The following is a 13,587-nucleotide window of genomic DNA, read 5'->3' on the forward strand; positions in this document are numbered from 1 at the left end:
TCCTTGTCAGGAGATCAGGGCGGACGCCTCGGTCCGCGCCCAGGCGTCGGCCGCGAGGACGTCGTCCACGGTGAGGTGCTCCCCCGATCCTACGTCGTGGGCGGCCAGGATCCTCGCCACCGTGGACACGATGTCGGAGAAGCGGAGGCGGCCCTCGTGGAAGGCGTCGACGGCGACCTCGTTGGCGGCGTTGTAGACGGCCGGCGCGGTGCCGCCGCGCTCCCCCGCCACCCGGGCCAGGGTGACGGCCGGGAAGACGTCGTCGTCGAGCGGCTCGAAGCGCCAGTCCGACGCCTTCGACCAGTCGATCGGCGCCTCCGTGCCGGCGACGCGGTCGGGCCAGGCCAGCCCCATCGCGATCGGCACCATCATCGTCGGCAGGCCCAGCTGGGCGACCACGGCACCGTCGACGAACTCCACCATCGAGTGGACGAGCTGCTGTGGGTGGACGACCACGTCGATGCGGTCGAAGGGGACGTCGAAGAGCAGGTGCGCCTCGATCACCTCCAGGCCCTTGTTGACGAGGGTCGCGGAGTTGGTGGTGATGACCCGGCCCATCGCGAAGTTGGGGTGGGCCAGCGCCTGCGCGGGGGTCACGTCCGCCAGCTCGGCGGCAGTGCGCCCGCGGAACGGGCCGCCCGACGCGGTCAGCACCAGGCGTCGCACCTCGCTGGCCGAGCCGGCGCGCAGACTCTGCGCGATCGCGCTGTGCTCGGAGTCGACCGGCACGATCTGGCCGGGGCGGGCGCGCTCCTTGACGAGGGGTCCGCCGATGATCAGCGACTCCTTGTTGGCCAGTGCCAGCGTCGTGCCGGCGTCGAGCGCGGCGAGGGTCGGACGCAGCCCGACCGCGCCCGTGATGCCGTTGAGCACCACGTCGCACGCCATCGCGGCGGCCTCGATCGAGGCGTCCTCGCCGAGCCCGGAGACGGCCGGGCCGAACTCCGCCACCTGGGCCTCGAAGAGCTCCTCCTGCGATCCACCAGCGGTGAGCCCGACCACGCGGAAGCGGTCGGGGTTGGCCCGGACGAGGTCGAGCGCCTGGGTGCCGATGGAGCCGGTCGAGCCGAGGATGACGATGTCGCGGGCACTCACCGCGTCAGTCTGTCAGGTGCCGCCGGGGCGTCGAACGACCACATCGCCAGTCCACCGACCTCCACCAGCGCGGCCCCGGGCGGCACCGGCGGACCCTGGTCGTCCGCGGCGCCCAGCGCGGTGAGCACGGTGAGCGCCAGGTCGCCGTGCCGCGACAGGACGGCGTCACCGGGTACGTCGGAGCAGCCGGCGGGGTCGGTCCGCCCGGCGCGCTGGGCGATGTCCCACGGGAGCTCCTCGGCGTCCGCGGTGAGCACGACCCCGTCGTCGGTCGAGCCGACGACCACCGCGGCGTCGGCGGTGGGCGGGTCGTCGTACACGCTGACCGCGCCGACCCGGGCGGCCGCGAGCGCCACGACGACACCCGTCACGCGAGGCACGGGACCGATCGCGACCGGGTCGCCGATCCCGATGCCGAAGGCGCGCAGCACCCCGGCACACGCCGCCACCTCGGTGAGGAGCCGCGCGAAGGTCCAGTCACCGCCGGGATCGGCCAGCGCGACGTCCTCGGCGCGACCGCGGATGACGTGGATATCGAGGGCGTTGTAGCAGGCGTTGAGCGTGCCGGTGTCGTCGGCGGGAGCCCGGAACCAGGCGACCTGAGGCGCGGAGACCACCGTCAGGACAATCCGTTGTCCGCGGTCTTCGCCGGCTTCGAGGGCGTCCGCAGCCAGGCCGTGAAGAAACTGCTGAGATCAGCGCCGCTGACCCGGCCGGCGACCTCCTCGAACTCCTCGGTGGAGCCGTTGCCGCCCCGCTGCTCCTGGATCCAGGTCCGGATGATCTTCCAGAACACCTGGTCGCCGACCCGGTTGCGCAGGGCCTGCAGCGTCATGGCGCCGCGGTCGTAGACCGCGGAGTCGAAGACCTTGGCCGCGCCCGGGTCGGCGACGGTCACCTTCCAGAAGTCGGACTGCGCGTCGGTGCTCTCGTAGTAGCCGCGCAGGGTCTCCTCGCCGGACCGACCGCCGCGGTTCTCGGCCCAGCGCCACTCCATGAAGCTGGCGAAGCCCTCGTTGAGCCAGATGTCGCGCCAGCCCTGCACCGCGATGTCGTCACCGAACCACTGGTGGGCGAGCTCGTGCACGACGAGGCTGGTGTAGCTGCCGCCCACCGCGGGATAGGTCGGGCGCGTCTGGTTCTCGAGCGCGAAGCCGGGGTCGAGCGAGGTGGTGAGCCCACCGACGACGGAGAACGGGTAGTCGCCGAGGTCCTTCTCGAGGCCGGCGATGACGGTCGGGGTCTTCTTCATCAGGCGCATGCTGGCCCGCTGCTCCGTGGCGCTGAGTCCCTGCGAGACCGCGACGAGCCACGGCAGGCCCTGGTGGGTGCCCTGCGCGATGGTGAAGTCACCGGCCGCGAAGAAGGCGAGGTAGGGCACCATCGGCTCGTCGGCGCGCCAGTGCCACGTGGTCGACCTCCTGCCGACCTTCCGGCCCTTCAGCTCGCCGTTGGAGATCACCTCACGGCCCATCGGCACCCGGATCCTGACGTCGACGATCGCCTTGTCGAGCGGGTGGTCGTTGGAGGGGAACCACCACGGCGCCATGTGCGGCTCGCTCATGGCCACGACCTCGCTCCTGGAGGCCCGCCAGTTGCTCTCGCCGGCGTAGGAGTACTTCGCCGGGTGGTCGGCGTACGTCACCACCACGGTGTGCTCGCTGCCCGCGGCGAGCGCCGTCGCCGGGGTGATCCGCAGCTCGTGGCCGCCGTCGGCCTTGTCGAAGGCAGCCTCCCTGCCGTCGACGGTGACCTTCGAGACCCGCAGCAGGAAGTCGAGGGAGAAGCTCGTGAGGGCGCTCGTCGCGGTGAGCTCGACCGTGGTGCGACCGCTCAGCCGCTTGGTCGCCAGCGCGTAGCGGTTGGAGATGGCGTACGACGACACGTCGATGCCGCCGTTGCCGTCGAGCGGCCAGTAGGGATCGCCGATCCCCGACGCCCCGTCGATGCGCTCCGCCGTCGCGGCCGACTCGGCGGTCGCGGTGGCGCTGGTCAGTCCGACGGTCATCGCTGCACTGAGCGCGGCTGCCAGCAGGGGCCTCGAGAAGGGTCGCGTGGTCACCGTCCGAACCTAGCGTGTCCGCAATACTCGTGTAGCTCGGTTGACTTTCGCCCCGAGAGGCCGGAACGCACGCGTCATCGGCGGGACGCTCGCCGGCACCGTCGGGCGCACGGGCCTCGTCGACCCCGCGCAGGCCCGACACCCGCAGCCGCCCGGTGCCGACTAATTCCGTTGCGCCGCGTCGTCGGGTGTCCGACGATGGCCCCGGCGTCCCGCCACATCGCGTGCTGCTCGCACGTGCCGCCCCGTCCCGAGAGGAGCCGTGACATGTCCATCACTGTCCTCGGCCTGCCCGCCGACCACCTCTCGCACACACGGAGCACCCACCTTGTCGCACGACATGTCTCACCTCCCCCCGCACCAGTACTTCCCGGAGGACTTCCTCCGGCCTGACGACCGATCGCCCGCCGAGGGCATCGACGAGTCGTTCGTCTTCTCCTACGACACCTACGCCGACGAGCTCGGCGCGGGTCAACGATGGTCCCGCTGGGAGGACCTCGAGGCCCTCATGCGGGGCCCCGAACCGCGTCCCGACTGGGTCGTGACGTCCAGCGGCGCCATCGACACCGAGCTCGGCGTCCTCAAGACCGGCAAGGAGGCCGACGTCTTCCTCGTCGAGCGCGAGGACCCGCACCGCCCCGACGAGGCGGTGGTGATGGCCGCCAAGCGCTACCGCGACACCGACCACCGGACCTTCCACCGTGCGGCGTCCTACACCGAGGGCCGCTCGATGAAGCGCTCGCGCGACGAGCGCGCCCTCAAGCGCAAGTCCACCTGGGGCCGCCAGGTGGCCGCCGGCGAGTGGGCGATCTCGGAGTGGAACGCGCTGCGGCGCTGCTGGGAGCTCGGCCTGCCGGTCCCCTACCCCGTCCAGATCGACGACACCGAGATCATGATGGAGTGGATCACCCACACCGTCGACGGGGAGGTCGAGACCGCTCCCCGCGTCGCCCAGGTCCGTCCGGACCCGTCCGTGGTCAGGGGCTTCTACGACCAGCTCCGCGAGGCGCTGCTCACGCTCGTCCAGGCGGGGCTCGTGCACGGCGACCTGTCGCCGTACAACACCCTCGCCGCGGGTGACCGGCTGGTCATCATCGACCTCCCGCAGATGGTGGACCTGGTGGGCAACCCGCGCGGGATGGACTTCCTGCTGCGCGACTGCGCCAACATGTGCGCCTGGTTCCGCTCGCGCGGGCTCGACGCCGACGAGCAGGAGCTCTTCGGGGAGCTGATGGCGCACGCGTTCTGAGGGGGTCCGCTGCCCGCTCTGCCAACTCGCCAGTTGGTCGACCAACTGGCGAGTTGGCGGGTTGGGGGCACCTCGGGGCCGCTCCCGAGCCCCCCACCCACCAACTCGTCGGTAGCCGAGCCTGTCCTCGGGGCTGAGTCTCCGAGAGACTCACGGCCCAGGCCGCATAGGTTGTGCTGCGTGAAACGCACCCGCGGACGCGTCGTCGACGTCACCTCCCTCGATGACCTCGACCGACGCCTCCGGGGCGGCGCCCGCTCGCTCGCCGGCTGGCGGCTGGTCGGTCTGGACCTCACCGGTCGCGTCACGGCGCTCCTCGAGCGCTCGGTGGCGCAGGCCCTGTTCCTGGGGTGCACCTTCGCCGACGGCGACGCCGAGGCGCTGCACCGCGCCGGGGCTGTCGTGCTGCCGACCATCCCGGACGTGCCCGTCGACCCCTACCGGTCCACCCTCTACGCCCCGCGCGACCTCTACGACACCCCGCACTACCGCGACTCCCTCGACGCGCGGGCGTACGCCTGGTCCCAGGGGCGCCGCGACACCGACGACGCGCTCGCGATGGACCTCCACGACCACTCCGTCGACGTCGCCCTCGAGACCTGGCTCGAGGGCCGCACGGTGGTGGGCGTCATGGGCGGGCACGACCTGGAGCGCGGGACGGAGGCGTACGCCGCCGCCGCGCGCCTCGGGCACGCCCTCGGTGCCCGGCTGACGGTCGCCACCGGCGGCGGCCCCGGCGCGATGGAGGCGGCCAACCTCGGTGCCTGGTTCGCCGACCGGCCTGGCGACGAGCTGGCCGACGCCCTCGACCGGCTGAGCGCGGTGCCGTCGTTCCGCCGCGACGTCGGCGCCTGGGCGCGGGCCGCGTTCGAGGTGATCGACGCCCACCAGCCCGGGCACGACTCGCTGGGGGTGCCCACCTGGCACTACGGCCACGAGCCGCCCAACCCCTTCGCGACGGCCATCGCGAAGTACTTCCGCAACGCGACCCGCGAGGCGATCCTGCTGGAGATCTGCGACGCCGGCATCGTGTTCCTCCCCGGCGCCGCCGGCACCGTGCAGGAGGTCTTCCAGGACGCCTGTGAGAACTACTACGGCGACCCGGCCACGATCGCGCCCATGGTGCTCGTCGGCCGGCAGCACTGGACCGAGGAGGTGCCCGCCTGGCCCCTCCTCAGGGCGCTGGCGCGTGGCCGGGCGATGGAGTCGCACGTCCACCTCGTCGACAGCCTCGAGGAGGCGGTCGACGTCGTGACGGTCAGCCGGCCCAGCGGTCGCTGACCGGCCGACCGCTCACGTCCCGGTAGTGGCTGACCAGCAGCTCGTTGACCGCCTGCCACGTCCGGTCCCGCACGCTGTGCCGCGCCGCCAGACCCATCCGGCGCCGCAGCACCGGTCGATCGAGCAGGTGCTCGACGTGGGCGACCAGCTCCCCGGTGTCGCCGGGCTCGTAGAGGTAGCCGGCGACCGTGTCGTTGACGACGTCGATCGGCCCGCCCGCGCGAGGGGCCACCACGGGCACCCCGCTGGCCAGCGCCTCCTGTGCCGACTGACAGTAGGTCTCGTGCCGGCCGGTGTGCACGAAGACGTCGAGCGTCGCGTAGGCCCGAGCGAGCTCGTCGCCATGCAGCACGCCCAAGAAAGCGGCGTCCGGGAGGAGCGCCCTGAGCCTGGCCTCCTCGGGGCCACCCCCCACCAGCACGAGCCGGACGCCCGGCAGGCGGTCGACGTGGGCGAGCAGCTCGAGCTCCTTCTCGGGGGCGAGCCGGCCGACGTAGCCGACGAGGTGCTCGCCGTGCGGCGCCAGCTCGGCGTGGAGCGCCTCGTCGCGCCGGTCCGGGTGGAACAGGACCTGGTCGACTCCCCTGGGCCACCGCGCGACCGCGTCGATGCCCAGGCGCGCGAGCTGGTCGATGCTCGCCGTCGACGGGGCGAGGGTGCGGTCGACGCCGAGGTGGATCCTGCGGGTGAGTGCCTCCATCGCCCGCGCGCCGCCGGGGACGGCGTACCGGTCGGCGAAACCGACGACGTCGGTCTGGTAGATCGCGACCGTCGGGATGCCGAGGGAGCGTGCGGCCCGGGCGGCCTGGTGCCCGAGCATCGCCGGCGAGGCGATGTGGACGACGTCGGGGCCGAACCTCTCCATCGCCGACCGGAGCCGGCGGCGCGTCTCGAGCCCGATCCGGAAGTCGGCGTAGAACGGCAGGGCGGCACCACGCGCGTGCGTGACGGCGAAGCCGGCGTACGTCGTCGGGCCGGTCGGCGCGATCAGCTCCGCCTGGTGGCCCTCGGCCGCGAGGTGCTCCAGCACCCGCCGGACCGAGTTGGTGACGCCGTTGACCTGGGGCAGGAAGGACTCGGTGACCACCAGGACGCGGAGGCCGGACCTCGCGGGCCGAGGGATCGGAAGGATGTTCGCCGGGACGGTGCGGCTGCGACGCCGCCTCTCGAGCAGGTCCATGCCCCGGACGCTAGGGAGCCGGCGGCAACGGACGGCACGCCCCGGGCAGACGACACGTGAACGGTCCCCGACACCTCGCCCCGGGCGACGCCGGGGTGGTTACTCCACGGCGGCGAGCTGGCCGCAGGCTCCGTCGATGTCGCTGCCGCGGGTGTCGCGGACCGTGGTCGGGATGCCCTTGGCCTCGAGGCGCCGCACGAACTCCCGCTCGTCGGCCGGGTCGGACGCGGTCCACTTGGAGCCGGGGGTCGGGTTGAGCGGGATCAGGTTGACGTGCACCCACCCCCAGTCGCCGTAGGAGTTGAGCACGTCGCCGAGCAGGTCGGCCCGGTGCGCCTGGTCGTTGATGCCGCGCATCATGGCGTACTCGATGGAGACGCGCCGCTTGGTGACGCGGGCGTAGTTCCAGGCGGCCTCGACGGTCTCGGCGACCGAGAAGCGGGTGTTGATCGGGACCAGCTCGTTGCGCAGCTCGTCGTCGGGGGCGTGCAGGCTCAGCGCGAGCGTGACCGGGATGCCCTCCTCGGTCAGCTGGTTGATCCGCGGCACGAGGCCGACGGTCGAGACGGTGATGCCGCGAGCGCTCATGCCGAGCCCGGCCGGCGACGGGTCGACGAGGCGGCGTACGGCGCCGATGACTGCCTTGTAGTTGGCCAGCGGCTCGCCCATGCCCATGAAGACGACGTTGGAGACGCGGCCCGGGCCGCCGGGGACCTCGCCGCGCGCCATGGAGCGGGCTCCGGCGACGACCTGCTCGACGATCTCGGCGGTCGACATGTTGCGCTGCAGGCCGCCCTGGCCGGTGGCGCAGAACGGGCAGGCCATGCCACAGCCGGCCTGGCTGGAGACGCAGACGGTCGCGCGGTCGGGGTAGCGCATGAGCACCGACTCGACGAGCGCGCCGTCGAAGAGCTTCCACAACGTCTTGCGCGTGGTGCCCTTGTCGGCCTCCAGCGTGCGCAGCGGCGTCATCAGGTCGGGCAGCAGCGCCGCCACGAGCTCGTCGCGCTGGGCGGCCGGGAGGTCGGTCATCAGCTGGGGGTCGTCGACGAGGCGGCCGAAGTAGTGCATCGACAGCTGCTTGGCCCGGAAGCCGGGCAGGCCCATCTCCTCGAGCAGGGCCTTGCGGCCTGCCTCGTCGAGGTCGCCGAGGTGCCGCGGCGGCTTCTTGCGGCCTCGGGGCTCGTCGAAGACGAGGGGCAGGGTCTTGATGGGCTGCTGAGTGGAATCTGACATCGCAGGACGATTGTCCCATCCCGACCGTCATGCGGGCGATTCAGCGCCGGCGCGACGGCTCAGGCGTCGACCATGAAGTAGAGGACCAGCGACGCGACGCCGAGGACGACGAGCGCCGTGACGAGCATGCCGACGAACATGAACTGCGCGAAACGACGGGTCTTGCGCTTGACCAGCATGGTGATGGGCAGCGCGAGGGCGATGAGGACCAAGGGAAAGAGCCGCTCCGCCGTCTCGTAGCCGAACGCGAGGCGGAGAACGCCGACGAACGCCCCGGGTAGCGCCGTGACGAAGAGCATCCCGGCGAAGAAGCCGGTGATCCCCGCGAACGTCGGGTGGCTGTGGTGCCACCACTCGAAGGGTCGCTCGCGCGACTCCTCGGTCTCCTGAGCCTGGTCCGTCTCCACCCCGCCAGCCTAGGTGCTCGACCCGCCCGGAGGCGGTTGGGCACGCGGTGCGCGGGAAGTTCGGGCGTCACCGCGCCAGGAACTCCCGGGCGCCGCGCAGCCGCGTGGTCAGCAGCCGGCCCGCCAACGCGGAGTCCAGGCGTACGTCGATCGGCCCGGGCACCGCGAGCTCGGCCCGAGTGCTCGGGCGCAGCACGTCGGGGTCGAGGCCGTCGCGGTGCGCGATGGCCCGGCCCAGCTCGTAGCGGCTCATGGCGTCGGCCCCCGCGCAGTGGAGGATCCCCCGGTGCGCCGTCGTCGCGAGCTCCACGAGCGCGGCCGCCAGGTCGCCGACGTGCACCGGGCAGCGCCGTTCGTCCGCGAAGAGCCCACCGTCGCCTCCGCCGACCAGCGCGTGCACCAGCCGCTCGTGCTGGGAGGCGCCGTCGCCGAGGATCAGCGAGGTGCGGGCCACCACGACGTCGTCGCAGACCGCCAGGGCGGCGGTCTCCGCCGCGGCCTTCGCGGCGCCGTACGGCGTGATCGGGTCGGGGGGCGCCGACTCGTCGTAGCGCCCGTCCTTGCCGGAGAAGACCACGTCGCTCGACACCAGCACCAGCCGGGATCCGAGGGCGGCCGCGGCCAGCGCGACGTTGGCCGCACCTGCGGCCGTCACCTCCCAGTCGGACTGGACGTAGGCCGTGTGGATGATCGCGTCCGGCGCGTGCCGGGCCACCGCGTCCCGTACGGCCCGACGGTCCCTGATGTCGGCCTCGGCAGACCCGAGGGCGATGACGTCGTGCGGCTCGGCGGCTGCCACCACGTGCCGACCGAGGTAGCCGCTGCGGCCTCCGGTCACCAGGACGCGCACCGCCGACGACCGACTCAGAAGACGAGGTAGTAGAGGATCAGCCAGATCGGCGCGATGGTCGCGAGCAGCGAGTCGAGCCGGTCCATCAGGCCGCCGTGGCCGGGGATGACCTGGCTCATGTCCTTGATGCCGAGGTCGCGCTTGATGACCGACTCGCACAGGTCGCCCAGGGTCGCCATCACCACGGTGATCAGGCCGAGCAGCAGCCCGACCCACCAGTCGCCGCCGAGGAACGCGGTGACCAGCCAGACCCCCACCGCGACGCAGGCCACCGTCGAGCCCGCGAAGCCCTCCCAGGACTTCTTGGGCGAGATCACCGGAGCCATCGGGTGCTTGCCGAACAGGACTCCCGCGACGTAGCCGCCGGTGTCGGAGGCGACGGTGATCGCGATGAACGTGATGATGCCGCGCACGCCGGGGTCGTCGGTGTCGAACCCGATGCCGGGGTTGGTGCCCCCCTCGGCGAGCAGGAGCGCGACGAACGACCCGAGGAACGGGACGTAGACCAGGGTGAACACCGCGGCCGTGGCGTTCTTGACGTAGCCGTCGACCCCGCGACGCAGCAGCCACAGCATGATCACCAGGGAGGTCACGGCGGTCGCGGTGACCAGGGCGGGGGCGCCGTAGAAGTAGGCGACCACGACCATCACGACCCCACCGAGCATCAGCGGCTGCTCGGGGATGTCGATGTCCTTGGCCCCCAGGCCCTTGTGGAGCTCCCAGATCGCCACCACGACGGCCGCAGCGACGATCGCCATGAAGGCGGTCTTCCAGAACAGCAGCGACAGCAGGATCGCACCGACCAGCACGACCGCGGAGGCGATGGCGGTGGGCAGGTCGCGACCGGCGCGGCCGTGGTCCTTCTGGAGGCCGTCGGGAACAGCCGGCTCGGAGCTCGTCATGGGTGGGCGCTCAGACTTCGAGCAGCTCTGCTTCCTTGTGCTTGAGGAGCTCGTCGATCTTGTCGGTGTGGGTCTTGGTGAGACCGTCGAGACGCTTCTCGGCCCCGGTGACGTCGTCCTTGCCGACCTCGCCGTCCTTCTCGAGCTTCTCGAGGGCCTGCTTGGCCGTGCGGCGGATGTTGCGCACGGAGACGCGACCGTCCTCGGCCTTCGCCTTGGCGAGCTTGATGTACTCCTTGCGGCGCTCCTCGGTCAGCTCGGGGAACACGCAGCGCAGCACCTTGCCGTCGTTGGCCGGGTTGACGCCGAGGTCGGAGTCGCGGATGGCCCGCTCGATCGCGCCCATGGCGCCCATGTCGAAGGGCTGGATCAAGATGGTGCGCGCGTCCTGGGAGGAGAAGCTCGCCAACTGCTGCAGCGGGGTCTGGGTGCCGTAGTAGTCGGCCGTGATCTTGGAGAACATCGCCGGGTTGGCGCGCCCGGCGCGGATCGCGGCGAACTCCTCGCGCGTCGCCTCGACCGACTTGCCCATCTTGGCGTCGGCATCGTTCATGACGTCGTTGATCACGGTTGTGCTCTCTCTCGTCGTACGTCGTGGTGCGGGTGGAGGCGCAGGCCTCGGTCAGGCCGAGCTGCTCACCAGCGTGCCAATCTTCTCACCCCGCACCGCGCGCACGATCGTGCCCGGGGTGGAGAGGTTGAAGAAGACCATGTCCATCCGGTTGTCCCGGGCCATCGCGATGCCAGTGGCGTCGGCGACCTTGAGGTCGCGGGCGAGGTACTCGTCGTAGGTGAGGTTGTCGAACTTCACCGCGTCGGGGAACTGGTGCGGGTCGGAGTCGTAGACGCCGTCCACGCCCTGCTTGCCCATCAGGATGACCTCGCAGCGCGTCTCCAGGGCCCGTTGCGCGGCCACCGTGTCGGTGGAGAAGAACGGCATGCCGGCGCCGGCACCGAAGATCACGACGCGGCCCTTCTCCATGTGGCGCATCGCGCGCCGGGGGATGTAGGGCTCGGCGACCTGGCCCATCGTGATGGCGGTCTGCACGCGTGTCTCGACCCCGTGCTTCTCGATCAGGTCCTGCAGCGCGAGGCAGTTCATGACCGTGCCCAGCATGCCCATGTAGTCGGCCCGGGCCCGGTCCATGCCGCGCTGCTGGAGCTCGGCGCCGCGGAAGAAGTTGCCGCCGCCGACGACGATGGCGATCTGGACGCCCGACTTGGCCACCTCGGCGACCTCGCCTGCCAGGGCGTTGATGACGTCGAGGTCCAGTCCGACCTCACCGCCGCCGAACACCTCACCGGAGAGCTTGAGCAGGACTCGCTTGTACGCCGTCACATGGATCCCTTCGCACGCCTGGACCGGTCCCGAGAAACCTACCGGCCAGTGGGGTCGGGGTCGAACCCGCGCACCCGAACGCCGGTGGCAGGAGGGGACAGGAAGGGGCCGGAGGCGGCGGGAGGGGGCCGGGAGGGGGTGGGGGCGCCCGAAATGGCCGCAGGGGCCGTACGCCGGTGGCGTACGACCCCTGTCGGGTGCTGTGGAGCGTGGGCGTCAGGCGCCGACCTCGAAGCGGGCGAACCGCTTGACGGTGGTGCCGGCGGCGTCGAGGACGGCCTTGACCGACTTCTTCGACTCGGTGACCGACTCCTGCTCGAGCAGGACGATCTCCTTGTAGAACCCACCGAGGCGACCCTCGACGATCTTGGCGATCGCCTGCTCGGGCTTGCCCTCCTCGCGGGTCTTCTGCTCGGCGATGGAGCGCTCCGACTCGACGACGTCGGCGGGCACCTCGTCGCGGGTGAGGTACTGGGCCTTCATCGCGGCGATCTGCATCGCGGCGGCGCGGGCGGCGGCCTCGTCACCCTCGAACTCGACGAGCACGCCGACGGCGGGCGGCAAGTCGGCGGCACGCTTGTGCATGTAGGTGACGGTGGTGCCCTCGAAGTAGGCGACTTCGCCCAGCTCGATCTTCTCACCGATGGTGATGGCGAGGTCCTGGACGACCTCGCCGACGGTCTTGCCGTCGAGCTCGGCGGCCTTGAGGGCCTCGGTGTCGGTGGCCTTGACCGCGTCGGCGACCTCGGCGATCTGCTGCGCCTTGGCGATGAAGTCCTCGTTCTTGGCGACGAAGTCGGTCTCGCTCTTGAGCTCGACGAGCGCGTTGCCGGAGGTGGCGACGAGACCGGCGACGGCCTCGCGCTCGGCGCCGCGCGCGGCGGCCTTGGCGGCGCCCTTGACGCGGAGCAGCTCGACGGCCTTGTCGAAGTCGCCGTCGGCCTCGGTGAGCGCCTTCTTGCAGTCCATCATCCCGGCCTGGGTCAGCTCACGGAGTTTCTTGACGTCGGCGGCGGTGAAGTCAGCCATGGTCCTTCTTCCTTCAGTTCAGGGGTGGTCGTGCTGGGACGTGCGAAGGCCGGCCGCGGGTCTCCCCCGCGGCCGGCGTCCGTCATCAGTCCTTCTCGGCAGCAGCCTTCGCGGGCGTCGCCTCGGCGTCGGCCTCGGCCGGAGCCTCGGTCTCGGCGGGAGCCTCGGTCTCGGTCGCAGCCTCGGTCTCGACGGGAGCCTCGGTGGCGGCGTCGGCAGCGGCCTCGGCCTGCGGGGCCTCGGACGCGGCACCGGTGGCCTCGGAGGCCGGGGTCTCGGCAGCGGCGTCGCCCGTGGCGGCAGCGGCGGCCTTGTCGGCGTCACCGGTCAGGAGCTCGCGCTCCCACTCGGCCAGGGGCTCCTCGGCGCCGACTGCCTCGGCAGCGTCGCCGCCCTTGGCACCGGAGCGGGCGATCAGGCCCTCGGCCACGGCGTCGGCGACCACGCGGGTCAGCAGGCCGACGGCGCGGATGGCGTCGTCGTTGCCCGGGATCGGGAAGTCGACGAGGTCGGGGTCGCAGTTGGAGTCCAGGATGCCGATGATCGGGATCCGCAGCTTGCGGGCCTCCTCGACGGCCAGGTGCTCCTTGTTGGTGTCGACGATCCAGACGGCGGAGGGGACCTTCGTCATGTCGCGGATGCCGCCGAGGGTCTTGTCCAGCTTGGCGCGCTCGCGCTTCATGCCGAGCAGCTCCTTCTTGGTGCGGTTGGAGCCCGCGACGTCGTCGAAGTCGATCTCGTCGAGCTCCTTGAGGCGGTTGATCCGCTGGTGCACGGTCTGGAAGTTGGTGAGCATGCCGCCGAGCCAGCGCTGGTTGACGTAGGGCATCCCGACGCGGGTCGCCTGCTCGGCGATCGCCTCCTGGGCCTGCTTCTTGGTGCCGACGAACATGACGACACCGCCCTTGGCGACGGTCTCCTTGACGAACGCGTAGGAGCGGTCGATGTAGGCGAGCG

Annotated in this window: 14 protein-coding genes; 2 read left to right on the plus strand and 12 right to left on the minus strand. The window is 71.6% G+C overall.

Annotated elements, in window-relative coordinates:
- Nucleotides 1-6: 6 nt before the first annotated feature.
- Genes dxr through JWN97_RS16240 form a run of 3 tightly spaced genes read right to left on the minus strand, consistent with a single transcriptional unit; the run spans nucleotide 7 to nucleotide 3,157 of the window.
- Complete coding sequence (gene dxr, locus JWN97_RS16230) at nucleotides 7-1,095, minus strand: 1-deoxy-D-xylulose-5-phosphate reductoisomerase (RefSeq protein WP_297624892.1); 1,089 nt, start codon at nucleotides 1,093-1,095, stop codon at nucleotides 7-9.
- Nucleotides 1,092-1,712, minus strand: a complete 621-nt coding sequence (locus JWN97_RS16235; protein WP_297624896.1) for an AMP-binding protein — start codon at nucleotides 1,710-1,712, stop codon at nucleotides 1,092-1,094. Before JWN97_RS16235 ends, dxr begins: the two co-directional genes overlap by 4 nt.
- 2 nt (nucleotides 1,713-1,714) lie before the next feature.
- Nucleotides 1,715-3,157: a M1 family metallopeptidase gene (locus JWN97_RS16240; protein ID WP_297624898.1), complete on the minus strand. Its 1,443-nt coding sequence runs from the start codon at nucleotides 3,155-3,157 to the stop codon at nucleotides 1,715-1,717.
- A gap of 340 nt (nucleotides 3,158-3,497) precedes the next feature.
- Here JWN97_RS16240 and JWN97_RS16245 point away from each other — a divergent pair, with 340 nt between their 5' ends.
- Both JWN97_RS16245 and JWN97_RS16250 read left to right on the plus strand, forming a co-directional pair.
- Nucleotides 3,498-4,406 carry an RIO1 family regulatory kinase/ATPase gene (locus JWN97_RS16245; protein ID WP_297624901.1) on the plus strand — a complete coding sequence of 303 codons (909 nt, stop codon included), beginning with the start codon at nucleotides 3,498-3,500 and terminating at the stop codon, nucleotides 4,404-4,406.
- Nucleotides 4,407-4,586: 180 nt separating this feature from the next.
- Nucleotides 4,587-5,687: an LOG family protein gene (locus JWN97_RS16250; protein ID WP_297624905.1), complete on the plus strand. Its 1,101-nt coding sequence runs from the start codon at nucleotides 4,587-4,589 to the stop codon at nucleotides 5,685-5,687.
- Here the strand turns inward: JWN97_RS16250 and JWN97_RS16255 are convergent.
- The 9 genes from JWN97_RS16255 to rpsB all read right to left on the minus strand — a co-directional run.
- The gene (locus JWN97_RS16255) at nucleotides 5,665-6,867 is read right to left on the minus strand and encodes a glycosyltransferase family 1 protein (RefSeq protein ID WP_297624908.1); all 1,203 of its coding nucleotides are present in this window, start codon (nucleotides 6,865-6,867) and stop codon (nucleotides 5,665-5,667) included. The genes JWN97_RS16250 and JWN97_RS16255 overlap by 23 nt on opposite strands.
- A gap of 99 nt (nucleotides 6,868-6,966) precedes the next feature.
- A complete protein-coding gene (gene rlmN / locus JWN97_RS16260) occupies nucleotides 6,967-8,103 on the minus strand; it encodes a 23S rRNA (adenine(2503)-C(2))-methyltransferase RlmN (protein WP_297624912.1) in 1,137 nt (378 codons plus the stop codon).
- Nucleotides 8,104-8,162: 59 nt separating this feature from the next.
- Nucleotides 8,163-8,510, minus strand: a complete 348-nt coding sequence (locus JWN97_RS16265) for a hypothetical protein (protein ID WP_297624915.1) — start codon at nucleotides 8,508-8,510, stop codon at nucleotides 8,163-8,165.
- A 67-nt stretch (nucleotides 8,511-8,577) separates the two neighbouring features.
- Nucleotides 8,578-9,360: a sugar nucleotide-binding protein gene (locus JWN97_RS16270; RefSeq protein ID WP_297624918.1), complete on the minus strand. Its 783-nt coding sequence runs from the start codon at nucleotides 9,358-9,360 to the stop codon at nucleotides 8,578-8,580.
- A gap of 14 nt (nucleotides 9,361-9,374) precedes the next feature.
- Nucleotides 9,375-10,262 (minus strand): phosphatidate cytidylyltransferase, encoded by an 888-nt coding sequence (locus JWN97_RS16275; RefSeq protein WP_297624921.1) that lies wholly within the window; start codon nucleotides 10,260-10,262, stop codon nucleotides 9,375-9,377.
- Between the two features lie 10 nt (nucleotides 10,263-10,272).
- Complete coding sequence (gene frr / locus JWN97_RS16280; RefSeq protein ID WP_297624933.1) at nucleotides 10,273-10,827, minus strand: ribosome recycling factor; 555 nt, start codon at nucleotides 10,825-10,827, stop codon at nucleotides 10,273-10,275.
- 57 nt (nucleotides 10,828-10,884) lie between these two features.
- Nucleotides 10,885-11,601 (minus strand): UMP kinase, encoded by a 717-nt coding sequence (gene pyrH / locus JWN97_RS16285; protein WP_297624924.1) that lies wholly within the window; start codon nucleotides 11,599-11,601, stop codon nucleotides 10,885-10,887.
- Nucleotides 11,602-11,817: 216 nt separating this feature from the next.
- Nucleotides 11,818-12,630: a translation elongation factor Ts gene (gene tsf, locus JWN97_RS16290; RefSeq protein WP_297624927.1), complete on the minus strand. Its 813-nt coding sequence runs from the start codon at nucleotides 12,628-12,630 to the stop codon at nucleotides 11,818-11,820.
- 85 nt (nucleotides 12,631-12,715) lie between these two features.
- The coding region (gene rpsB / locus JWN97_RS16295; RefSeq protein WP_297624930.1) for a 30S ribosomal protein S2 at nucleotides 12,716-13,587 on the minus strand (872 nt) is incomplete at its 5' end.

Source organism: Nocardioides sp., assembly GCF_025965415.1.
In the GTDB taxonomy this organism is placed as follows: Bacteria; Actinomycetota; Actinomycetes; order Propionibacteriales; family Nocardioidaceae; genus Nocardioides.

Bases quoted from the DNA above. Each gene is read 5' to 3' on its own strand.
- JWN97_RS16255 (WP_297624908.1), bottom strand. From the start codon at position 6,867: ATGGACCTGCTCGAGAGGCGGCGTCGCAGCCGCACCGTCCCGGCGAAC.
- JWN97_RS16275 (WP_297624921.1), bottom strand. From the start codon at position 10,262: ATGACGAGCTCCGAGCCGGCTGTTCCCGACGGCCTCCAGAAGGACCAC.
- tsf (WP_297624927.1), bottom strand. From the start codon at position 12,630: ATGGCTGACTTCACCGCCGCCGACGTCAAGAAACTCCGTGAGCTGACC.
- rlmN (WP_297624912.1), bottom strand. From the start codon at position 8,103: ATGTCAGATTCCACTCAGCAGCCCATCAAGACCCTGCCCCTCGTCTTC.
- JWN97_RS16245 (WP_297624901.1), top strand. From the start codon at position 3,498: ATGTCTCACCTCCCCCCGCACCAGTACTTCCCGGAGGACTTCCTCCGG.